This window comes from Micromonospora costi, from assembly GCF_003626655.1.
GTDB lineage: Bacteria > Actinomycetota > Actinomycetes > Mycobacteriales > Micromonosporaceae > Micromonospora > Micromonospora costi.
In genome coordinates, this window is sequence record NZ_RBAN01000002.1 from 1,047,943 (window position 1) to 1,064,472 (window position 16,530).

Consider the following 16,530-nt stretch of genomic DNA (forward strand, 5'->3'; position numbering starts at 1 on the left):
CCCCAGCGGGCGGTCAGTAACCGCCGCCGCCCGAGTCCCCGCCGGACCAACCGCCCGGGTCCGACCAGCCACCGGAGTCCGCGCCGGACCAACCGCCGGAGTCCAGGCCGGACGAGCCGGACGCCCCGCCGCCCGGACCGAGCCCGGACGACCCGGGCGGGCCGCCGCCCGAATCGGCCCCGGACGGGCCGGCGGAGTGCCGCCCATCGCGGTCGGGCCGGTCGGCGTCGGGGTCCGTCCCCGCATCGCCGGTCGGCGGGTAGAGCAGCACCCCACCGGTGTCGGCGCGCCGCTGCCCGGTCGGCCGCGGGCGCCGGAGGTCGCGCAGGAGGCCGACGCCCAGCAGGGCCACTGTCGCGCCGAGCGCCGTGATCATCAGGGCCGCGGGAGACGCGAGCCAGGCGGTGAGCGCGCCGGCCCCGGCGCCCACGACGCCCACCGCGGTCATCGCCGTGCCGAGCGCCCTCGGTCCCCGCCTCATGGCCGGCAGGGTAGGCGGACCGCACAACCGGTCCCGGGCGGGGCGGACCGCACAATCCATCCCGGGCGGCCGGACAGGACAACCGGTTCCGGGCGGGCGGGCCGACGACCCATCCCGCGCGGGCGGACCGCACAACCGTCCCGGCGGGCGGACCGACAACCCATCCCGCGCGGGCGGACCGGACAACCCAACCCGGGCGGGCCGACGGTCGCACAAAGTTACCGGCGGGTACCTGTGTTGAGCGTCGCGTCCGGGGGACCAGACGTGACGCCAGGTGCCACGAGGGGGCAGGATGGCGCTAGAGACCTATCCCACACACAACCGAGGGACCGCCTGTGGCTACGGAACGCAAGCGCCCGGTGATCACCGCCGGCCTGCCGAGCCAGCTTCCGGACATCGACCCAGAAGAAACCAGTGAATGGGTCGAGTCGCTCGACGGGGTCATCGACGAGCGCGGAACCAAGCGCGCCCGCTACGTGATGCTGCGCCTGCTGGAGCGCGCCCGCGAGCGCCAGGTCGGGGTTCCGTCCCTGACCACCACGGACTACATCAACACCATCGCACCGGAGCGCGAGCCGTGGTTCCCGGGTGACGAGCACGTCGAGCGACGGATCCGGGCCTACATCCGGTGGAACGCGGCGATGCTCGTGCACCGGGCGCAGCGTCCCGAGATCGGCGTCGGCGGGCACATCTCCACCTTCGCCAGCTCGGCCTCGCTCTACGAGGTGGGCTTCAACCACTTCTTCCGGGGCAAGAACCACCCCGGCGGCGGCGACCACATCTTCTACCAGGGGCACGCCTCCCCCGGCATGTACGCGCGGGCGTACATGGAGGGCCGGCTCACCGAGGACCAGCTCGACGGGTTCCGGCAGGAGCTGTCGCACCCCGGCGGCGCGCTGCCGTCGTACCCGCACCCGCGGCTGATGCCGGACTTCTGGGAGTTCCCCACCGTCTCGATGGGGCTCGGCGGTCTCAACGCCATCTACCAGGCCCGCTTCAACCGCTACCTGCACCACCGCGGCATCAAGGACACCTCCGACCAGCACGTCTGGGCGTTCCTCGGTGACGGTGAGATGGACGAGCCGGAGACGCTGGGCGCGATCGGTGTGGCGGCCCGCGAGGAGCTGGACAACCTCACCTTCGTGATCAACTGCAACCTGCAGCGGTTGGACGGCCCGGTCCGCGGCAACGGCAAGGTCATCCAGGAGCTGGAGGCGTTCTTCCGGGGCGCCGGCTGGAACGTCATCAAGGTGGTCTGGGGCCGCGAGTGGGACCCGCTGCTCGCCGCGGACACCGACGGCGCGCTGGTGAACCTCATGAACACCACGCCCGACGGCGACTACCAGACCTACAAGGCGGAGTCCGGGGCGTACGTCCGGGAGCACTTCTTCGGGCGCGACCCGCGGACCCGCAAGATGGTCGAGCACCTCAGCGACGACGAGATCTGGAACCTCAAGCGGGGCGGCCACGACTACCGCAAGCTCTACGCGGCCTACAAGGCGGCCGTGGAGCACACCGGGCAGCCGACCGTGATTCTCGCCAAGACGATCAAGGGCTGGACGCTCGGCTCGCACTTCGAGGCCCGCAACGCCACGCACCAGATGAAGAAGCTGACGCTGGAGGACCTGAAGACCTTCCGCGACCGCCTCTACCTGGACATCCCGGACTCGGCGCTCGAGGAGAACCCGTACCTGCCGCCGTACTACCACCCGGGCGAGAAGTCCGACGAGATCGCGTACCTCAAGGAGCGGCGGTCCCAGCTCGGCGGCTACCTGCCGACGCGCCGGACCACCGGCAAGCGCCTGGCCATCCCCGGTCCGGAGCGTTTCGCCGACGTGAAGCGCGGCTCCGGCAAGCAGAAGGTCGCCACCACGATGGCCTTCGTCCGTCTGCTCAAGGACGTGATGAAGGACAAGGAGTTCGGCAAGCGCTGGGTGCCAATCATCCCGGACGAGGCCCGCACCTTCGGTATGGACTCGCTCTTCCCGACGCAGAAGATCTACTCGCCGCACGGCCAGCGGTACACCTCGGTGGACCGGGAGCTGTTCCTCTCGTACAAGGAGGCGATCGGCGGGCAGATCCTGCACGAGGGCATCAACGAGGCCGGTTCGGTCGCGTCGTTCACCGCCGCCGGCACGTCGTACGCAACGCACGACGAGCCGATGATCCCGATGTACATCTTCTACTCGATGTTCGGGTTCCAGCGCACGGCGGACGGGCTCTGGGCGGCCGCCGACCAGATGGCGCGCGGCTTCCTGCTCGGCGCCACCGCCGGCCGTACCACGCTCAACGGTGAGGGTCTGCAGCACGAGGACGGCCACTCGCACCTGATCGCCGCCACCAACCCGGCGGTGGTCGCGTACGACCCGGCGTTCGCGTTCGAGATCGCGCACATCGTGGAGAACGGCCTGCACCGGATGTACGGCGAGGGGCAGGAGAACGTCTTCTACTACCTGACCGTCTACAACGAGCCGATCTTCCAGCCGGCCGAGCCGGAGGGCGTGGACGTCGAGGGCATCGTCAAGGGCATCTACCGCTACTCGCCGGCTCCGAGCGTGGAGGGCGCGGCGCCGAAGGCGAACATCCTGGCCTCCGGCACCGGCATGCAGTGGGCGCTCAAGGCGCAGCAGCTGCTCGCCCAGGACTGGGGGGTGTCCGCCGACGTCTGGTCGGTGACCTCCTGGACCGAGCTGCGCCGCGACGCGGTGGAGTGCGAGGAGCACAACCTGCTCAACCCGGGCAGCGAGCAGCGGGTGCCGTACGTGGCGCGGAAGCTGGCCGACGCCGACGGGCCGAAGGTCGCGGTCAGCGACTTCATGCGCGCGGTACCGGACCTCATCGCCCGCTGGGTACCCGGCGACTACACCTCGCTGGGCACCGACGGGTTCGGCATGTCGGACACCCGGCACGCGCTGCGGCGGCACTTCCACGTCGACGCCGAGTCGGTGGTGGTCGCAACGCTGCGGCAGCTCGCGCTCCGCGGCGCGGTGCCGGCCACGGTGCCGGCCGAGGCGGCCAAGAAGTACGCGATCGACGACGTCACCGCGGCTCCGGTCGGGGAGACCGGCGGCGACAGCTGACCGTTCGACACAAGGGGCCCGGCGCGAGTGCGCGCCGGGCCCCTTTCACGTCGATCACGCACTTGTGGTGCCCGGGCGATGGGGGTACGCCGTATTCATCCCCCACCACAACTGCGTGATCGACGCGCGGAATGGGGGCTGACAGCGACGATGGTCCGGCGTCCCTGGCGGGGACGCCGGACCATCACCATCGCGGGCGACGCCGGGACAGGTCCGGTCAGCCGACGGCGGCCAGGTCGGTCAGCCGGGCCAGGGACTCCTCCAGGTCGGCACCGACCCGACGCAGGCCGAGCCGGAGCAGGGCGGCCTTGACCGGCCCGGCGGGCCACCGTACGACGATGAGCCGCACGATCGTCCCGCCCTCCTCCTCGTCCGGGGTCAGCTGTACGTAGATCTCGGTGCGTGCCTCGGCCCGGGCGCCGGCGCCCTTGGCCCGCTCGCGCCACCCGATCAGGGTCGGCTCCTGATAGGCGATCACCTCGGCCTCGTGCGCCGCGCCGCGCCCGGCCTGGACGCGTTGTCGCCGGCCGAATCCCTCCCCCGAGAGGACCTCGGCCGCGCGGACCCCCGCCAGCCAGGCCGGCAGCTGCTCAGCCCGCTGGACGACGTCCCAGACCGCTTCCACCGGCGCCGCCACGTGCGCACTGCGTTCCACGAGGATCATTTCCGTCTTTCCCCCACTAAGGACATCCGCGATATTCCGCACTGTATGCGCAAAATCGGACGTACTCGGACGGGTTCGGAAAAGACACGCCGAAAACCCTTGCGCCAGCCCTCCGTCGGGCCTATGGCGCATCATCGATTCGCGTCCTAGAGTCCCGAACACGCTTCATGTTTGGGAGGGCGAATGACCACCGCGCCGATGCCCGACTTCCCGCCCGGCTTCCGCTGGGGGGTGTCCACGTCCGCGTACCAGATCGAGGGAGCGGTCACCGCCCACGGCCGGGGAGCGTCCATCTGGGACACGTTCGCCCACTCCCCGGGGCGGATCGCCGACGGCAGCACCGGCGACGACGCGTGCGACCACTACCACCGGTACGCCGAGGACGTCGGGCTGCTGGCCGGGCTCGGGGTGTCCGCGTACCGGTTCTCCATCGCCTGGCCCCGCGTGCAGCCCACCGGCGCCGGCGCGGCCAACCCGGCCGGGCTGGACTTCTACGACCGCCTCGTCGACGCGCTGCTCGACGCCGGCGTCGACCCGGTCGCCACGCTCTTTCACTGGGACCTGCCGCAGGCCCTCGAGGACGCGGGCGGCTGGCTGCACCGGGACACGGCCGCCCGCTTCGCCGAGTACGCCGACCTGACCGCCGCCCGCCTCGGCGACCGCGTGAAGCTCTGGATCACCCTGAACGAGCCCTTCATCCACATGAGCCTCGGGCACGCGATGGGCGTGCACGCGCCCGGGCGGGCACTGCTGTTCGGCGCCTTCCCCGTGGCCCACCACCAGCTGCTCGGGCACGGCCTCGCGGTCGCCGCGCTGCGGAGCCGCACCACCAGCCCGGTGGCCATCGCCAACAACTACTCGCCGGTCCGGCTCGCCGGGGACTCCGACGCCCACCGGGCCGCCGGTGAGGCGTACGACGCGCTGCACAACCGGCTCTTCACCGACCCGCTGCTCGGCCTGGGCTACCCCGAGGGGACGGACCTGGACCCCGGGCTGGTACGCGACGGGGACCTGGCGGCGATCGCAGCCCCGATCGACGTGCTCGGGGTGAACTACTACAACCCGACCGGCGTCCGGGCCGCCGAGGAGGGTTCGCCGCTGCCGTTCGAGATGGTGCCGCTGGACCGCTACCCGCGTACCGCCTTCGACTGGCCGGTGGCCCCGGACGGGCTGCGCGAGTTGCTGCTCCAGCTCCACCACCGGTACGGCGACGCGCTGCCGCCGATCCAGGTCACCGAGAGCGGCTGCGCGTACGACGACGAGCCGGACGCCGACGGGCGGGTGCACGACCCGGAACGGATCGCCTACCTGGACGGGCACGTCCGGGCGGTACGCGAGGCCATCGACGCCGGCGTGCCCGTGACCGGGTACTTCGTGTGGTCGCTGCTGGACAACTGGGAGTGGTCCGAGGGCTTCACCAAGCGGTTCGGGCTCGTGCACGTCGACTACGGCACGCAGCGGCGTACACCTAAGTCCTCGTACGCCTGGTTCCGCGACCTGGTGCGGCGATGACCACGGTGGACCCGACGCCGGCCTCGCTGCCGGCGGCGCTCGCCGAGCCGACCGTGCCGGTCCGGCGCGGCTGGATCGCGTTGATCTTCGCGGCCAACCTGGGCGTCTGGATGGCCTTCTTCACCCCGATCCAGGTGCTGCTGCCGCAGCAGATCGAGCGGATCGCGCCCGGCGACAAGGAGGCGATGCTCGCGGTCGTCACCGGCCTCGGCGCGCTCGCCGCGGTGCTGGCCAACCCGCTCGCCGGGGCGCTGTCCGACCGGACCGTGCTGCGGCTCGCGAACCGGCACCTCGGCCGGCGGCACGTCTGGACGGCCACCGGGGCGGTGGTCGGCGCGTTCGCCCTCGTGGTGCTGGCGCGGCAGGACACCGTCGCGGGGGTGGCACTCGCCTGGGTTGCCGCCCAGGTCTGCTTCAACGCGATGCTGGCCAGCCTCACGGCGGCCGTACCGGACCGGGTGCCGGTGGCCCAGCGCGGCGGCGTCTCCGGCTGGGTGGGCATCCCGCAGGCCCTGGGGCTCGTGGTCGGCGCGGTGCTGGTCACCGCCGTGGTGACCGGCAACGCGGCCGGGTACGCGGCCATCGCGCTCGCCGTGCTGCTGCTCGCGCTGCCGTTCGCGCTGCTCACCGAGGACGACCCGCTGCCCCGGGAGCACCGGGCGCCGCTGCGGCTGCGCGCGCTGCTCGCCTCCATGTGGATCAGCCCGCGCCGGCACCCCGACTTCGCCTGGGCCTGGTTCACCCGGTTCCTGGTCCAGACCGGCAACGCCCTGGGCACCCTCTACCTGCTGTACTTCCTCACCGACGGGGTACGGGTGGCCGACCCCGAGGGCGCGCTGCTGGTGCTGATCCTGCTCTACACGCTCGGCATGATGCTCACCGCCGTGATGGCCGGGCGGCTGTCCGACCGGTCCGGGCGGCGGAAGGTCTTCGTGATCGTCTCCGGGCTGATCATGGCGGTGGCCGCGCTGCTGCTGGCCGTGGCGCCCACCTGGCCGATGTCGGTCGTCGCCGCGTTGCTGCTCGGCGCCGGCTACGGGGTCTACCTCGCGGTGGACGCGGCACTCATCACCCAGGTGCTGCCGGCCGCCACCGACCGGGCCAAGGACCTCGGGGTGATCAACATCGCGAACTCCGCGCCGCAGGTGCTCGGCCCGGCCCTCTCCGCCCCGATCGTGGTCCACCTGGGCGGCTACCCCACCCTGTACGCGGTCACCGCGGCCGTCACGGTGCTCGGCAGCGCGCTCGTACTCAAGATCAGGTCGGTGGCCTGAACCGGCCCCCTGCCGGAATGCGGTGGCGGGCCGCCGTAGGCTGGAGGACGTGACGGTACGTGTGCGCTTCGCCCCATCCCCGACCGGTATGTTCCACGTCGGCGGCGCCCGGTCGGCGCTGCAGAACTGGATCTACGCCAAGCAGCAGGGCGGGGTGTTCGTGCTGCGCATCGAGGACACCGACGCGGCGCGCAACAGGCCCGAATGGACCGAGGGCATCCTGTCGGCGCTCGACTGGATCGGCATCGCCCGGGGCAGCTACGAGGGCCCGTACTTCCAGTCGTCGTACGCCGGGGAGCACCGCGCCGCCGCGCAGCGCCTCTACGAGAGCGGCCGGGCGTACTACTGCGACTGCACCCGCGAGGACGTGCAGGCGCGCACCGGCTCCCAGTACTCCGGCTACGACGGCTTCTGCCGCGACCGAGGGCTCGGCCCCGGCGAGGGGCGGGCGCTGCGCTTCCGTACGCCCGACGAGGGCGAGACCGTGGTGGTCGACCTGATCCGCGGCGAGCCGACGTTCGAGAACAAGCTCATCGAGGACTTCGTCATCGCCCGCGGCAACGGGTCGCCGGTCTTCCTGCTCGCCAACGTGGTCGACGACATGACCATGGGGATCACCCACGTGATCCGGGCCGAGGAGCACCTGCCCAACACCCCGAAGCAGCAGCTGCTCTGGGACGCCCTCGGCGTCAAGCCGCCGGTCTGGGCGCATGTGCCGGTGGTCGTGAACGAGAAGCGGCAGAAGCTGTCCAAGCGGCGGGACAAGGTCGCCCTGGAGGCGTACCGGGACGAGGGCTACCTCGCCGAGGCGATGCGCAACTACCTGATGCTGCTCGGCTGGGCCCCTTCCGGCGACCGGGAGATCGTGCCCTGGTCGGTCATCGAGGAGGAGTTCCGGCTGGAGGAGGTGAACCCCTCCCCCGCCTTCTTCGACGAGAAGAAGCTGCGCGCGTTCAACGGCGACTACATCCGGGCGCTCTCCGTCGAGGAGTTCGTGGCCGCGTGCCGGCCCTGGCTCACGGGCACCGACACCATCGCGCCGCCGCCGTGGCAGCCCGAGGAGTTCGACGCCACGGTGTTCGCGGCCGTGGCGCCGCTGGCGCAGACGCGCATCGCGGTGCTCAGCGAGATCGTGCCGAACGTCGACTTCCTCTTCGTGGCCGACCCGCTGATCGACGAGGCGGCCTGGGCCAAGGCCATGAAGGAGGGCTCCGCCGAGCTGCTGGACGCGGCCATCGCCGCCTTCGACGCGCTGCCGACCTGGGACGCGGAGTCGATCAAGGCGACCCTGGAGGCGGTGGGCACCGAGCGCGGGCTCAAGCTCGGCAAGGCGCAGGCGCCCGTGCGGGTCGCCGTCACCGGCCGCACCGTGGGCCTGCCGCTGTTCGAGTCGCTGGAGGTGCTGGGCCGGGAGCGTACGCTCACCCGTTTGCGCGCCGCCCGCGTCCGCCTGGTCTGACGGCCCCGGCCCGGTCCGCCGGGCGTGATCGACCGCGTTCTCGCCGGTGTGACGGTGTCGGCTACGCCGGACGCCGCCACACCGGCGATCCGGTGTGGAGCGAGCTCAGCGGCGGGCGGAGCGGCGGCGCAGCAGGAAGCCGGCGGCCAGTGCGGCCAGCAGCACGAGGGCGCCGGCCGCCCAGAGCCAGCCGCTCGTCTCGTCCCGCTCGTCGGCCGCCGGGACGGCCACGGCGCTCGGGCTGGCGGCGTCCGGGCCCGCCGTCTCCGGCGCGGGCCCGCTCGACGGGCTGGCGGCCGGGCTCGACGCCGTCGGTGCCGCGCCGCCGCTCGGCGACGCCGAGGCCGACGGGTCGGCCGGCGTGCCGGAGGTCAGCGTGAATCGCACCTCGCCCTTCACCGGGTGCCCGTCGCCGGAGGCGACCTCGTAGCCGATGATGTAGAGCCCCGCCCTGCCCGGCTTGAACGGCACCCGCACCCGGCCGCCGTCGAAGCTCGGGGCCCCGCCCGCGGCGGCCACGTTGTCCGGCCCGGTGACTGTGATCTTCGTCGTACCCGGGTCCAACCGGGACAGGAAACGCAGCTCGATCCGCGCCGGCGCGGTCGCGATCCGGGCGCCGTCGCGCGGATCGCTGCCGGTCAACGAGTTGTGGGCGGCAGCCGGTTTCGCCGGCAACGCCAACGACACACCGAGCGCCACGCCGGATACCGCTAGCACGAGGCGTGCCACACGTGCGACCCTGCCCCCCATGAACCCCTCCGTAAAGGTACGATCCGCCCGCTGATCAACGGCTGCTCATTGGTCGGGCCGAGATCGCAGATAGTTCCAATTACTGTTCCACGTGCTGCAACCAATCACCATTCTGCGGAGTCTTGAGGTGGGGCGTCCGGCCGCTCGGGTCCGGTCACCCTCGCCGACCGACGCGGCGGGCGCAGCGAAGCCACCCATCGAACGGGGCGAGGAGGCGGCGATGGTCCGACAGGTGAGACGACTGGTCGCCGTACTGGCCACCACGCTGGCGGCGGCACTGTCGGTCGGCTTCGCCGGCGCGGCGCACGCCGCGCCCAAGCCGCCACCGCCGCCGCCCGGGGTCGACATCTCCGGCACGGGGCTCGCCGAGCCGCTGCGGCTGCGCACCGACACCCAGCCGTCCCTGGTCAACGCCGTGATCGACCAGGTCAACTTCCTCGGACGCACCGCCACGGCCACCGCGCCGAAGAAGGCCGACCTCGGTCCGAAGTACACCGTCGTGGTGCTGGCCGGGAACACTCCGAAGCAGACGTACGACCTCTACCCGAAGGCCGTCGGCGGGCCGCGGGTCTACCGGCCCGCCAAGCAGCCGGACTCGCGCAAGGTCACTGCCGCCTGGTTCCTCGGCCGACTGTCCATGTCCGAGACGCTGCGCACCGCCGGCGTCCCGCTGGAACGCGAGTTCGACACGGTGAGCGGCGGCATCGGTGGCGGCGAACGGGTGATCCCGGAAGACTCGCTCAACCCCGGCCGGGACATCGACGAGGCATTCGGCGAGCTTCAGCGGCTGCTGCTGCTCAACGTGGCCGTGGTCCTGATCATCACCACCGGCCTCGCCGGGATCGCGCTGCTGATCCGCCGCCGCACCCGCTGACCCGCCCCGCGCGGGTCAGCACCAGCGGCGCGGCGGTCGCTCCCGACGGCTGCCCCGCTGCGGTGGGCGGACCGGCCCGTGCCGGTGCGCGCCGGCCCAGCCCGGGAGGTCGCTGCGGCACCCCACGTCGCCGACCGGGTCTTCCGGTTCCACCGGCACGACCGGGTCCCCGGCCCGCTGGCGGGGCACCGCCACGTCGTCCTCGGCCCGCTCGACCGGCCGGGCGCCCGCCGGATCCGCCGGGTACGGCATGCCGCCGACCGGGCGGCGATGCTTCGCGGACGCCTGCGGGTCGTGCTGAACCGGCCGGCATGGCTCCCCCTGGGCGCAGCCGTGCTCGGCCTCCCCCTGCGCCATTCCGGTCTCCTCACGCTCGCGTCGCCCGCCAGCGGTCGCGCTGACGTGCCCTGTCACCGTACTGGCCGGGCCCGACGGGCCGTGCAGGGTGTACCGGGTCGGCGGGACGGGCGGACGGTCCGCGTACCTCCTTCGACGGAGGCGGGGCCGGGGCTGGCTCCTCCCGGCGAGGGACGGCGACGAGGCGCCGGTGTGGTGGGATCGGGCCATGCGACTGCCGCCGTGGCTCGCCTCGGGCACCCGGGGCCGGGACCTCGCCCTGGCCGCCACCGCGCTCGTCGGCGGCCTGGTGCTGTTCGGGCTGGGCACCCAGCCGCAACTGTCCTGGCGCTCGACCCTGCCGGACACGCTGTTCCTCCCACCGCTGGTGGCGGCGTGCGTGGCGGTCGGCCTGCGCCGGGTGGCCAGCCGGGCCAGCCTGGCGCTCGGCACCGCCGCGGTCACGGCCGACCTGCTGCTCGGCGGCTCGCTGGGGACCGTGCTGGTCTACACCCAGGTCCTCTACGACGCGTGCGTGTACGGGCCGCCCCGCACCTGGCGGTGGCTCCTGCGGGTCACCGTCGTGCTGAGCGTGCTCGGCGCCGCCCTCGGCGTGCTGCTCCTCGGCACCTGGCGCGGTGTCGGCGTCGGTACGCCCGTGGCGCTCGCCGGGTTGGTGCCCGTGCTCACCGGGATCAGCGTCCGGCAGTACCGCGACCAGGCGGCGGCCGAACGGGCGCGGGCCGAGCAGACCGCCCGCCTCGCCGAGCTGGACCGGCGGCAGGCCGTCGGGGCAGAGCGCTCGCGGATGGCCCGCGAACTGCACGACGTGATCGCCAACCACCTGAGCGCCGTCGCCATCCACGCCACGGCCGTGCTCTCCGTGCCCGGACTCGACCGGACGCAGGTCGACGCGGCGCTGCGCGTGATCCGCGAGAACAGCGTGCAGGGCCTGGCCGAGATGCGCCAGATGATCGGCGTCCTGCGGGCGCCCACGGATCCGTCCGACGCCGACGACGATCCCGACGGCCCGGTCCCGGCCCGGCTCGGCGAACTCGACCGGCTGGTCGAGCGGGCGCGGGCCGCCGGGCTCGCGGTGCGGGTGAGCACCAGCGGCGAGCCGGAGGGCCTGCCGGTCGGTGTGGACCTCGCCGCGTACCGGATCGTCCAGGAGTCGCTGACCAACGCCCTCAAGCACGGCGGCGGGGAGGCCGACCTGGCGATCGCGTACCGGCCGGCGGAGGTGGTGGTGACCGTCGAGAACCCGCTGCCCGCCCGCCCCGGCGGGGTTCCCGGAGCCGGCGCCGGCCTCATCGGGATGCGGGAACGCGCCGTGCTGCTCGACGGCCGGTTCGCCGCCGGCCCGCACGACGGCCGCTGGCGGGTCCGGGCGGCCCTGCCCACCGCCCGGCAGGCCCCGTGAGCGGCCCGGACGCCGGCCCGGCGAGCCCCGGCGGCACGACGATCCGGGTGGTGCTCGCCGACGACCAGCCGGCGGTGCGCGCGGGGCTGCGCCTCATCCTGACCGCCGCCCCCGACGTCGAGGTGGTCGGTGAGGCCGGCGACGGCGAGGAGGCCGTCCGACTGTGCCGGTCGTCGCGCCCCGACGTCGCCGTGCTCGACGTACGCATGCCGCGCCTCGACGGGGTCGCGGCCACCCGGGAGATCGTCGGCGACGGGCTGGCCGACGTGCTGGTGCTCACCACGTTCGACCTCGACGAGTACGTCTTCGGGGCGCTGCGGGCCGGCGCCGCCGGGTTCCTGCTCAAGGACACGGACGCGGCCGGGCTGCTGACGGCGGTGCGCACGGTGGCCCGGGGCGAGGGCTTCATCGCCCCGGCGGTGACCCGGCGGCTCATCCGGGCGTTCGCGGCCACCACGCCGGCCGCACCGGACCCGTCCCGGACGGCCGTGGACGCGCTCACCCCGCGGGAGCGGGACGTGCTGGCCTGCCTGGGGCTCGGCCTGTCCAACCAGCAGATCGCCGACCACCTCGCGATGGCGGAGAGCACCACCAAGACCCACGTCAGCCGGATCCTCGCCAAGCTGGAGCTGCGCAGCCGGGTGCAGGCCGCGATCCTGGCCCAGGAGCTGGGCCTGCCCGCTCCCCCGGCGGCGTGACCGCGGCCCTGGATCCCGCCGCCCGGGCCACGCGCGGTGACGGGCCGGGCAGCGCTGGTCAGGCGGTGTGTCAGGCTGTGGGAATGGGGAACGAGCCGGGCGACGGGGAGCTGAGCGCGACGCTGCGCCGCATCGAGCGGGCGGCGGGTGCCCTCGCCACGGCGAGCGTGGCGCGCATGGACGAGACCCTGCCGTGGTTCCGCGCCCTCCCGGCCGACCAGCGCTCCTGGGTCATGCTCGTGGCCCAGGCCGGCGCCCGGTCCCTGGTGCAGTGGCTGCGCTCCGGTGGCGGCGGCGCGGACAGCACCCAGGAGGTCTCCGACGAGGTCTTCGCGGCCGCACCGCAGGCGCTGGCCCGCTCGATCACCCTCCAGCAGACCGTGGCGCTGATCAAGGTGACGATCGACGTGGTCGAGGAGCAGGTGCCCCACCTGGCCGCCGAGGGCGAGGAGCAACGGCTCCGCGACGCCGTGCTGCGCTTCTCCCGGGAGATCGCCTTCGCCGCCGCCCGGGTGTACGCCCGCGCGGCCGAGTCGCGTGGCGCGTGGGACGCCCGCCTGCAGGCGCTGCTGGTGGACGCGCTGCTGCGCGGGGACTCGCCGGACGTCCTGGCCAGCCGGGCGGCCGCGCTGGGCTGGGCCGACGCCCCGCCGGTCGCGGTGGCGGTGGGGCGTTCTCCCGGCGGGGAGGTCTCCGCCGTGCTGCACACCGTCTACCGGCAGGCCCGGCGGATCGGCGTCGAGGTGATCGGCGGCGTGCACGGCGACCGGCTGGTCATCGTGCTGGGCGGCGCCGCCGACCCGGTGGCCGCCACCGGAAAGCTGCTCGGCGCGTTCGGCGACGGGCCGGTGGTGGTCGGACCGGCCGTGCCGAGCCTGGACGGGGCGACCGAGTCGGCCCGTGCCGCGCTGGCCGGTTTCCGCGCGGCCCCCGCCTGGCCCGGCGCGCCCCGGCCGGTCCCGGCGGCCGACCTGCTGCCGGAGCGGGCGCTGGCCGGCGACGCGGAGGCCCGCCGGCGGCTGCGACACGACGTGTACGCGGCACTGGTCCGCGCCGGCGGGGAACTGCTGGAGACGCTGGACGCGTTCTTCGCCGCGGGCGGGACCCTGGAGAGTGCGGCGCGGGCGCTCTTCGTCCACCCGAACACGGTGCGGTACCGGTTGCGCCGGATCGCCGAGGTGACGGGCTTCTCGCCGCTCGCGCCGCGGGACGCGTTCGCGCTCCAGGTGGCCCTCACCGTCGGCCGGCTCGACCCACTCGCCCCGATGGTCCCGAGCCAGACAATGGCCCCAGCCGTCGCCAAAACGTCACAGACCGGTGATGATCACCGTTGATCTTTGTAGGATCCCTCCAAAGGTCCTAGTGCGGTTTGGTCGGGGTCGGCACAGCGCTACCCACGCGTATCCGGGAGAGTCATACACGTGCTCGCCGTACTCTCTCCCGGACAGGGTTCCCAGAAGCCCGGTTTCCTGACCCCCTGGCTCGACCTGCCCGGCGCCGAGGCGCGACTGCGCTGGTGGTCGGCCCTGGCCGGCGTCGACCTCGTGCACCTGGGCACGGTCGCCGGCGCCGACGAGATCAAGGACACCGCCCGCACCCAGCCGCTGCTGGTCGCCGCGGCCCTGCTCGCCGCCGAGCAGCTGCCGATGCACGACGTGGCCGTCACCGCCGGGCACAGCGTCGGCGAGCTGGGCGCCACGGCACTGGCCGGTGTGCTGCCCGCCGAGTCCGCCATCACCCTGGCCGGCGTACGCGGCCGCGAGATGGCCGCCGCCTGCGCGCTGGAGCCGACCGGCATGGCCGCCGTGCTGGGCGGCGACCCCGACGAGGTGCTCGCCGCCATCGAGGCACACGGGCTGCACCCGGCCAACCGCAACGGCGCCGGCCAGGTCGTGGCCGCCGGTGCGGTCGACAATCTCGACAAGCTGGCCGCCGAACCGCCCGCACGGGCCCGGATCATCCGGTTGCAGGTGGCCGGCGCGTTCCACACCCCGTACATGGCGCCGGCCGAGGCCGCGCTCGCCGCGGTGGCCGGCGGGATCACCCCGGCCGACCCGTCCCGGATCCTGCTGTCGAACCTCGACGGCGCGGCCGTGAACCACGGGCGGGAGATGGTCCAGCGGCTGGTCCGCCAGGTCACCGCCCCGGTCCGCTGGGACCTCTGCATGCGTACGCTGGCCGACCTGGGCGTCACCGGCGTGATCGAGCTTCCCCCGGCCGGCACCCTGGCCGGCCTGGTCAAGCGGGAGCTCAAGGGCGCCGCCGCCCCGGAGATCGTCACCCTCAACACGCCGGACGACCTGGCCGCCGCCCGCGACCTCATCGCGCGCCACGGCGTGGCGCCGAGCCACGAGCCGACCATCTCCTTCCGGGTGGTGGTCGCCCCGTCCGCCGGCACCTTCGCGCCCGCGCAGGACCTCGCCGAGGGCGAGACGGTCCGGGCCGGGCAGGTGGTCGGCCACGTGGCCACCCGGCAGGGGCCGGTCGAGGTGACGGCGCACGACGGCGGCGTGCTCACCGAATGGCTCGCCCACCACGACGATCCGGTGGCCCCGGGTCAACCGCTCGCCCGCATCGGCGGACAATCGTGAACGCGAGGAACGAGCCGGGTCCGCGGGTCCCGCAGTCGCGAACAATAGACGTCACCGTGAACGCGAGGAACGAGCCGGGCCCGCGGGTCCCGCTGTCGCGAACGAAAGGCATGAACTGATGGCCGGAAGCCGGATCGTGGCCCTGGGGCACTACCAGCCCGCCCGGGTGGTCACCAATGACGACCTCGCCCGGATGGTCGACACCAACGACGAGTGGATCCGCGACCGGGTCGGCATCGTCACCCGACGGATCGCCGACGAGGAGACGGTGGCCGACATGGCCACGGCCGCCGCCGGCAAGGCGCTGGCCAACTCCGGCCTCACCGCCGCCGACATCGACCTGGTCGTGGTCGCCACCTGCACGTCGGTGGACCGCAGCCCGAACGTGGCCTGCCGGGTGGCCGCGAAGCTCGGCATCACCGCGCCGGGCGCGTACGACATCAACACCGCCTGCTCGGGCTTCTCGTACGCCCTGGGCACGGTGGACCACGCGATCCGGGCCGGGGCGGCCCGCAACGCGATCGTCATCGGCGCGGAGAAGCTCTCTGACTTCACCGACTGGACCGACCGGTCGACCTGCATCATCTTCGGCGACGGGGCGGGTGCCGCGGTCGTGACCGCGACCGCCGACGACGAGCCGGCGGGCGTCGGCCCGGTGCTCTGGGGCTCGGTGCCGGAGAAGAGCGAGGCGGTGCGGATCGAGGGCTGGCGGCCGTACGTGCAGCAGGAGGGGCAGGCGGTGTTCCGCTGGGCGACGACGTCGCTCGCCCCGCTGGCCCTGCAGGCCTGCGAGCGGGCCGGGGTGGCCCCCTCGGAGCTGGCCGCGTTCGTGCCGCACCAGGCGAACGCGCGGATCATCGACGGCATCGCCAAGCGGCTCGACATCCCGGACGCGATCATCGCGAAGGACATCGTCGAGTCGGGCAACACCTCGGCGGCGAGCGTGCCGCTGGCCCTGTCGAAGCTGGTCGAGCGGCGGGAGGTGCCCTCCGGCGCCCCGGTGCTGCTGTTCGGTTTCGGCGGCGGCCTGACCTACGCCGGCCAGGTCGTCCGCTGCCCGTGAGACCCCCTCGGGCGCGAAGCGCCGAGGAGTGACGGCCGGCATCGTCGGCCGTCGAGAAACCCCCGATGGAAGGGAACCAAGCGCAATGACCCGTGACGAGATCACCTCCGGCCTCGCCGAGATCCTCGAAGAGGTCGCCGGGGTGAACCCGGACGACGTGGCCGAGGGGAAGTCCTTCACCGACGACCTGGACGTCGACTCGCTCTCCATGGTGGAGGTCGTGGTGGCGGCCGAGGAGAAGTTCGGCGTCAAGATCCCCGACAACGAGGTGCAGAACCTCAAGACCGTCGGTGACGCGGTCAGCTACATCGAGGCGCAGTCCTGA

General features: G+C 73.4%; 15 protein-coding genes. 11 read left to right on the forward strand and 4 right to left on the reverse strand.

What is annotated here, in order from left to right:
* Window positions 1-13: 13 nt before the first annotated feature.
* Complete coding sequence (locus tag D7193_RS15915; RefSeq protein WP_147434415.1) at window positions 14-481, reverse strand: hypothetical protein; 468 nt, start codon at window positions 479-481, stop codon at window positions 14-16.
* A 335-nt stretch (window positions 482-816) separates the two neighbouring features.
* On the opposite strand from D7193_RS15915, the gene aceE reads away from it, so the two are divergent.
* On the forward strand, window positions 817-3,561 hold the full coding sequence (gene aceE, locus D7193_RS15920) for a pyruvate dehydrogenase (acetyl-transferring), homodimeric type (protein ID WP_120780222.1): 2,745 nt from the start codon (window positions 817-819) through the stop codon (window positions 3,559-3,561).
* A 217-nt stretch (window positions 3,562-3,778) separates the two neighbouring features.
* On the opposite strand, the gene D7193_RS15925 is transcribed toward aceE, so the two are convergent.
* Window positions 3,779-4,225 (reverse strand): SRPBCC family protein, encoded by a 447-nt coding sequence (locus D7193_RS15925; RefSeq protein ID WP_120780223.1) that lies wholly within the window; start codon window positions 4,223-4,225, stop codon window positions 3,779-3,781.
* A 183-nt stretch (window positions 4,226-4,408) separates the two neighbouring features.
* On the opposite strand from D7193_RS15925, the gene D7193_RS15930 reads away from it, so the two are divergent.
* Genes D7193_RS15930 through gltX form a run of 3 tightly spaced genes read left to right on the forward strand, consistent with a single transcriptional unit; the run spans window position 4,409 to window position 8,470 of the window.
* A complete protein-coding gene (locus D7193_RS15930) occupies window positions 4,409-5,737 on the forward strand; it encodes a GH1 family beta-glucosidase (protein ID WP_120780224.1) in 1,329 nt (442 codons plus the stop codon).
* Window positions 5,734-7,011 carry an MFS transporter gene (locus D7193_RS15935; RefSeq protein WP_120780225.1) on the forward strand — a complete coding sequence of 426 codons (1,278 nt, stop codon included), beginning with the start codon at window positions 5,734-5,736 and terminating at the stop codon, window positions 7,009-7,011. Before D7193_RS15930 ends, D7193_RS15935 begins: the two co-directional genes overlap by 4 nt.
* Before the next feature lie 49 nt (window positions 7,012-7,060).
* Window positions 7,061-8,470, forward strand: a complete 1,410-nt coding sequence (gene gltX, locus D7193_RS15940) for a glutamate--tRNA ligase (protein ID WP_120780226.1) — start codon at window positions 7,061-7,063, stop codon at window positions 8,468-8,470.
* 105 nt (window positions 8,471-8,575) lie between these two features.
* Here the strand turns inward: gltX and D7193_RS15945 are convergent, their stop codons facing one another.
* Window positions 8,576-9,199, reverse strand: coding sequence for a copper resistance CopC family protein (locus D7193_RS15945; protein ID WP_241562992.1), 624 nt, complete (start codon window positions 9,197-9,199; stop codon window positions 8,576-8,578).
* Window positions 9,200-9,440: 241 nt separating this feature from the next.
* On the opposite strand from D7193_RS15945, the gene D7193_RS15950 reads away from it, so the two are divergent.
* Complete coding sequence (locus D7193_RS15950) at window positions 9,441-10,094, forward strand: hypothetical protein (protein ID WP_120780228.1); 654 nt, start codon at window positions 9,441-9,443, stop codon at window positions 10,092-10,094.
* 15 nt (window positions 10,095-10,109) lie between these two features.
* Here the strand turns inward: D7193_RS15950 and D7193_RS15955 are convergent, their stop codons facing one another.
* A complete protein-coding gene (locus D7193_RS15955; protein WP_120780229.1) occupies window positions 10,110-10,451 on the reverse strand; it encodes a hypothetical protein in 342 nt (113 codons plus the stop codon).
* Window positions 10,452-10,659: 208 nt separating this feature from the next.
* On the opposite strand from D7193_RS15955, the gene D7193_RS15960 reads away from it, so the two are divergent.
* From D7193_RS15960 to D7193_RS15985, 6 genes are all read left to right on the forward strand, one after another.
* Window positions 10,660-11,853 carry a sensor histidine kinase gene (locus D7193_RS15960; RefSeq protein ID WP_120780230.1) on the forward strand — a complete coding sequence of 398 codons (1,194 nt, stop codon included), beginning with the start codon at window positions 10,660-10,662 and terminating at the stop codon, window positions 11,851-11,853.
* Window positions 11,850-12,551 carry a response regulator gene (locus D7193_RS15965; RefSeq protein ID WP_174242625.1) on the forward strand — a complete coding sequence of 234 codons (702 nt, stop codon included), beginning with the start codon at window positions 11,850-11,852 and terminating at the stop codon, window positions 12,549-12,551. The genes D7193_RS15960 and D7193_RS15965 overlap by 4 nt, the downstream gene beginning before the upstream one ends.
* 83 nt (window positions 12,552-12,634) lie before the next feature.
* Window positions 12,635-13,885, forward strand: coding sequence for a PucR family transcriptional regulator (locus D7193_RS15970; protein WP_120780231.1), 1,251 nt, complete (start codon window positions 12,635-12,637; stop codon window positions 13,883-13,885).
* An 87-nt stretch (window positions 13,886-13,972) separates the two neighbouring features.
* Complete coding sequence (locus D7193_RS15975; RefSeq protein ID WP_120780232.1) at window positions 13,973-15,142, forward strand: acyltransferase domain-containing protein; 1,170 nt, start codon at window positions 13,973-13,975, stop codon at window positions 15,140-15,142.
* Window positions 15,143-15,260: 118 nt separating this feature from the next.
* On the forward strand, window positions 15,261-16,205 hold the full coding sequence (locus D7193_RS15980; RefSeq protein ID WP_120780233.1) for a beta-ketoacyl-ACP synthase III: 945 nt from the start codon (window positions 15,261-15,263) through the stop codon (window positions 16,203-16,205).
* Window positions 16,206-16,290: 85 nt separating this feature from the next.
* Window positions 16,291-16,530 (forward strand): acyl carrier protein, encoded by a 240-nt coding sequence (locus D7193_RS15985; protein ID WP_074474691.1) that lies wholly within the window; start codon window positions 16,291-16,293, stop codon window positions 16,528-16,530.

Excerpts from the sequence above, each read along its gene's own strand:
- D7193_RS15985 (WP_074474691.1), top strand. The coding sequence starts at position 16,291 with ATGACCCGTGACGAGATCACCTCCGGCCTCGCCGAGATCCTCGAAGAG.
- D7193_RS15925 (WP_120780223.1), bottom strand. The coding sequence starts at position 4,225 with ATGATCCTCGTGGAACGCAGTGCGCACGTGGCGGCGCCGGTGGAAGCG.
- D7193_RS15955 (WP_120780229.1), bottom strand. The coding sequence starts at position 10,451 with ATGGCGCAGGGGGAGGCCGAGCACGGCTGCGCCCAGGGGGAGCCATGC.
- D7193_RS15935 (WP_120780225.1), top strand. The coding sequence starts at position 5,734 with ATGACCACGGTGGACCCGACGCCGGCCTCGCTGCCGGCGGCGCTCGCC.
- D7193_RS15950 (WP_120780228.1), top strand. The coding sequence starts at position 9,441 with ATGGTCCGACAGGTGAGACGACTGGTCGCCGTACTGGCCACCACGCTG.
- D7193_RS15960 (WP_120780230.1), top strand. The coding sequence starts at position 10,660 with ATGCGACTGCCGCCGTGGCTCGCCTCGGGCACCCGGGGCCGGGACCTC.
- D7193_RS15915 (WP_147434415.1), bottom strand. The coding sequence starts at position 481 with ATGAGGCGGGGACCGAGGGCGCTCGGCACGGCGATGACCGCGGTGGGC.
- D7193_RS15930 (WP_120780224.1), top strand. The coding sequence starts at position 4,409 with ATGACCACCGCGCCGATGCCCGACTTCCCGCCCGGCTTCCGCTGGGGG.
- D7193_RS15970 (WP_120780231.1), top strand. The coding sequence starts at position 12,635 with ATGGGGAACGAGCCGGGCGACGGGGAGCTGAGCGCGACGCTGCGCCGC.
- D7193_RS15980 (WP_120780233.1), top strand. The coding sequence starts at position 15,261 with ATGGCCGGAAGCCGGATCGTGGCCCTGGGGCACTACCAGCCCGCCCGG.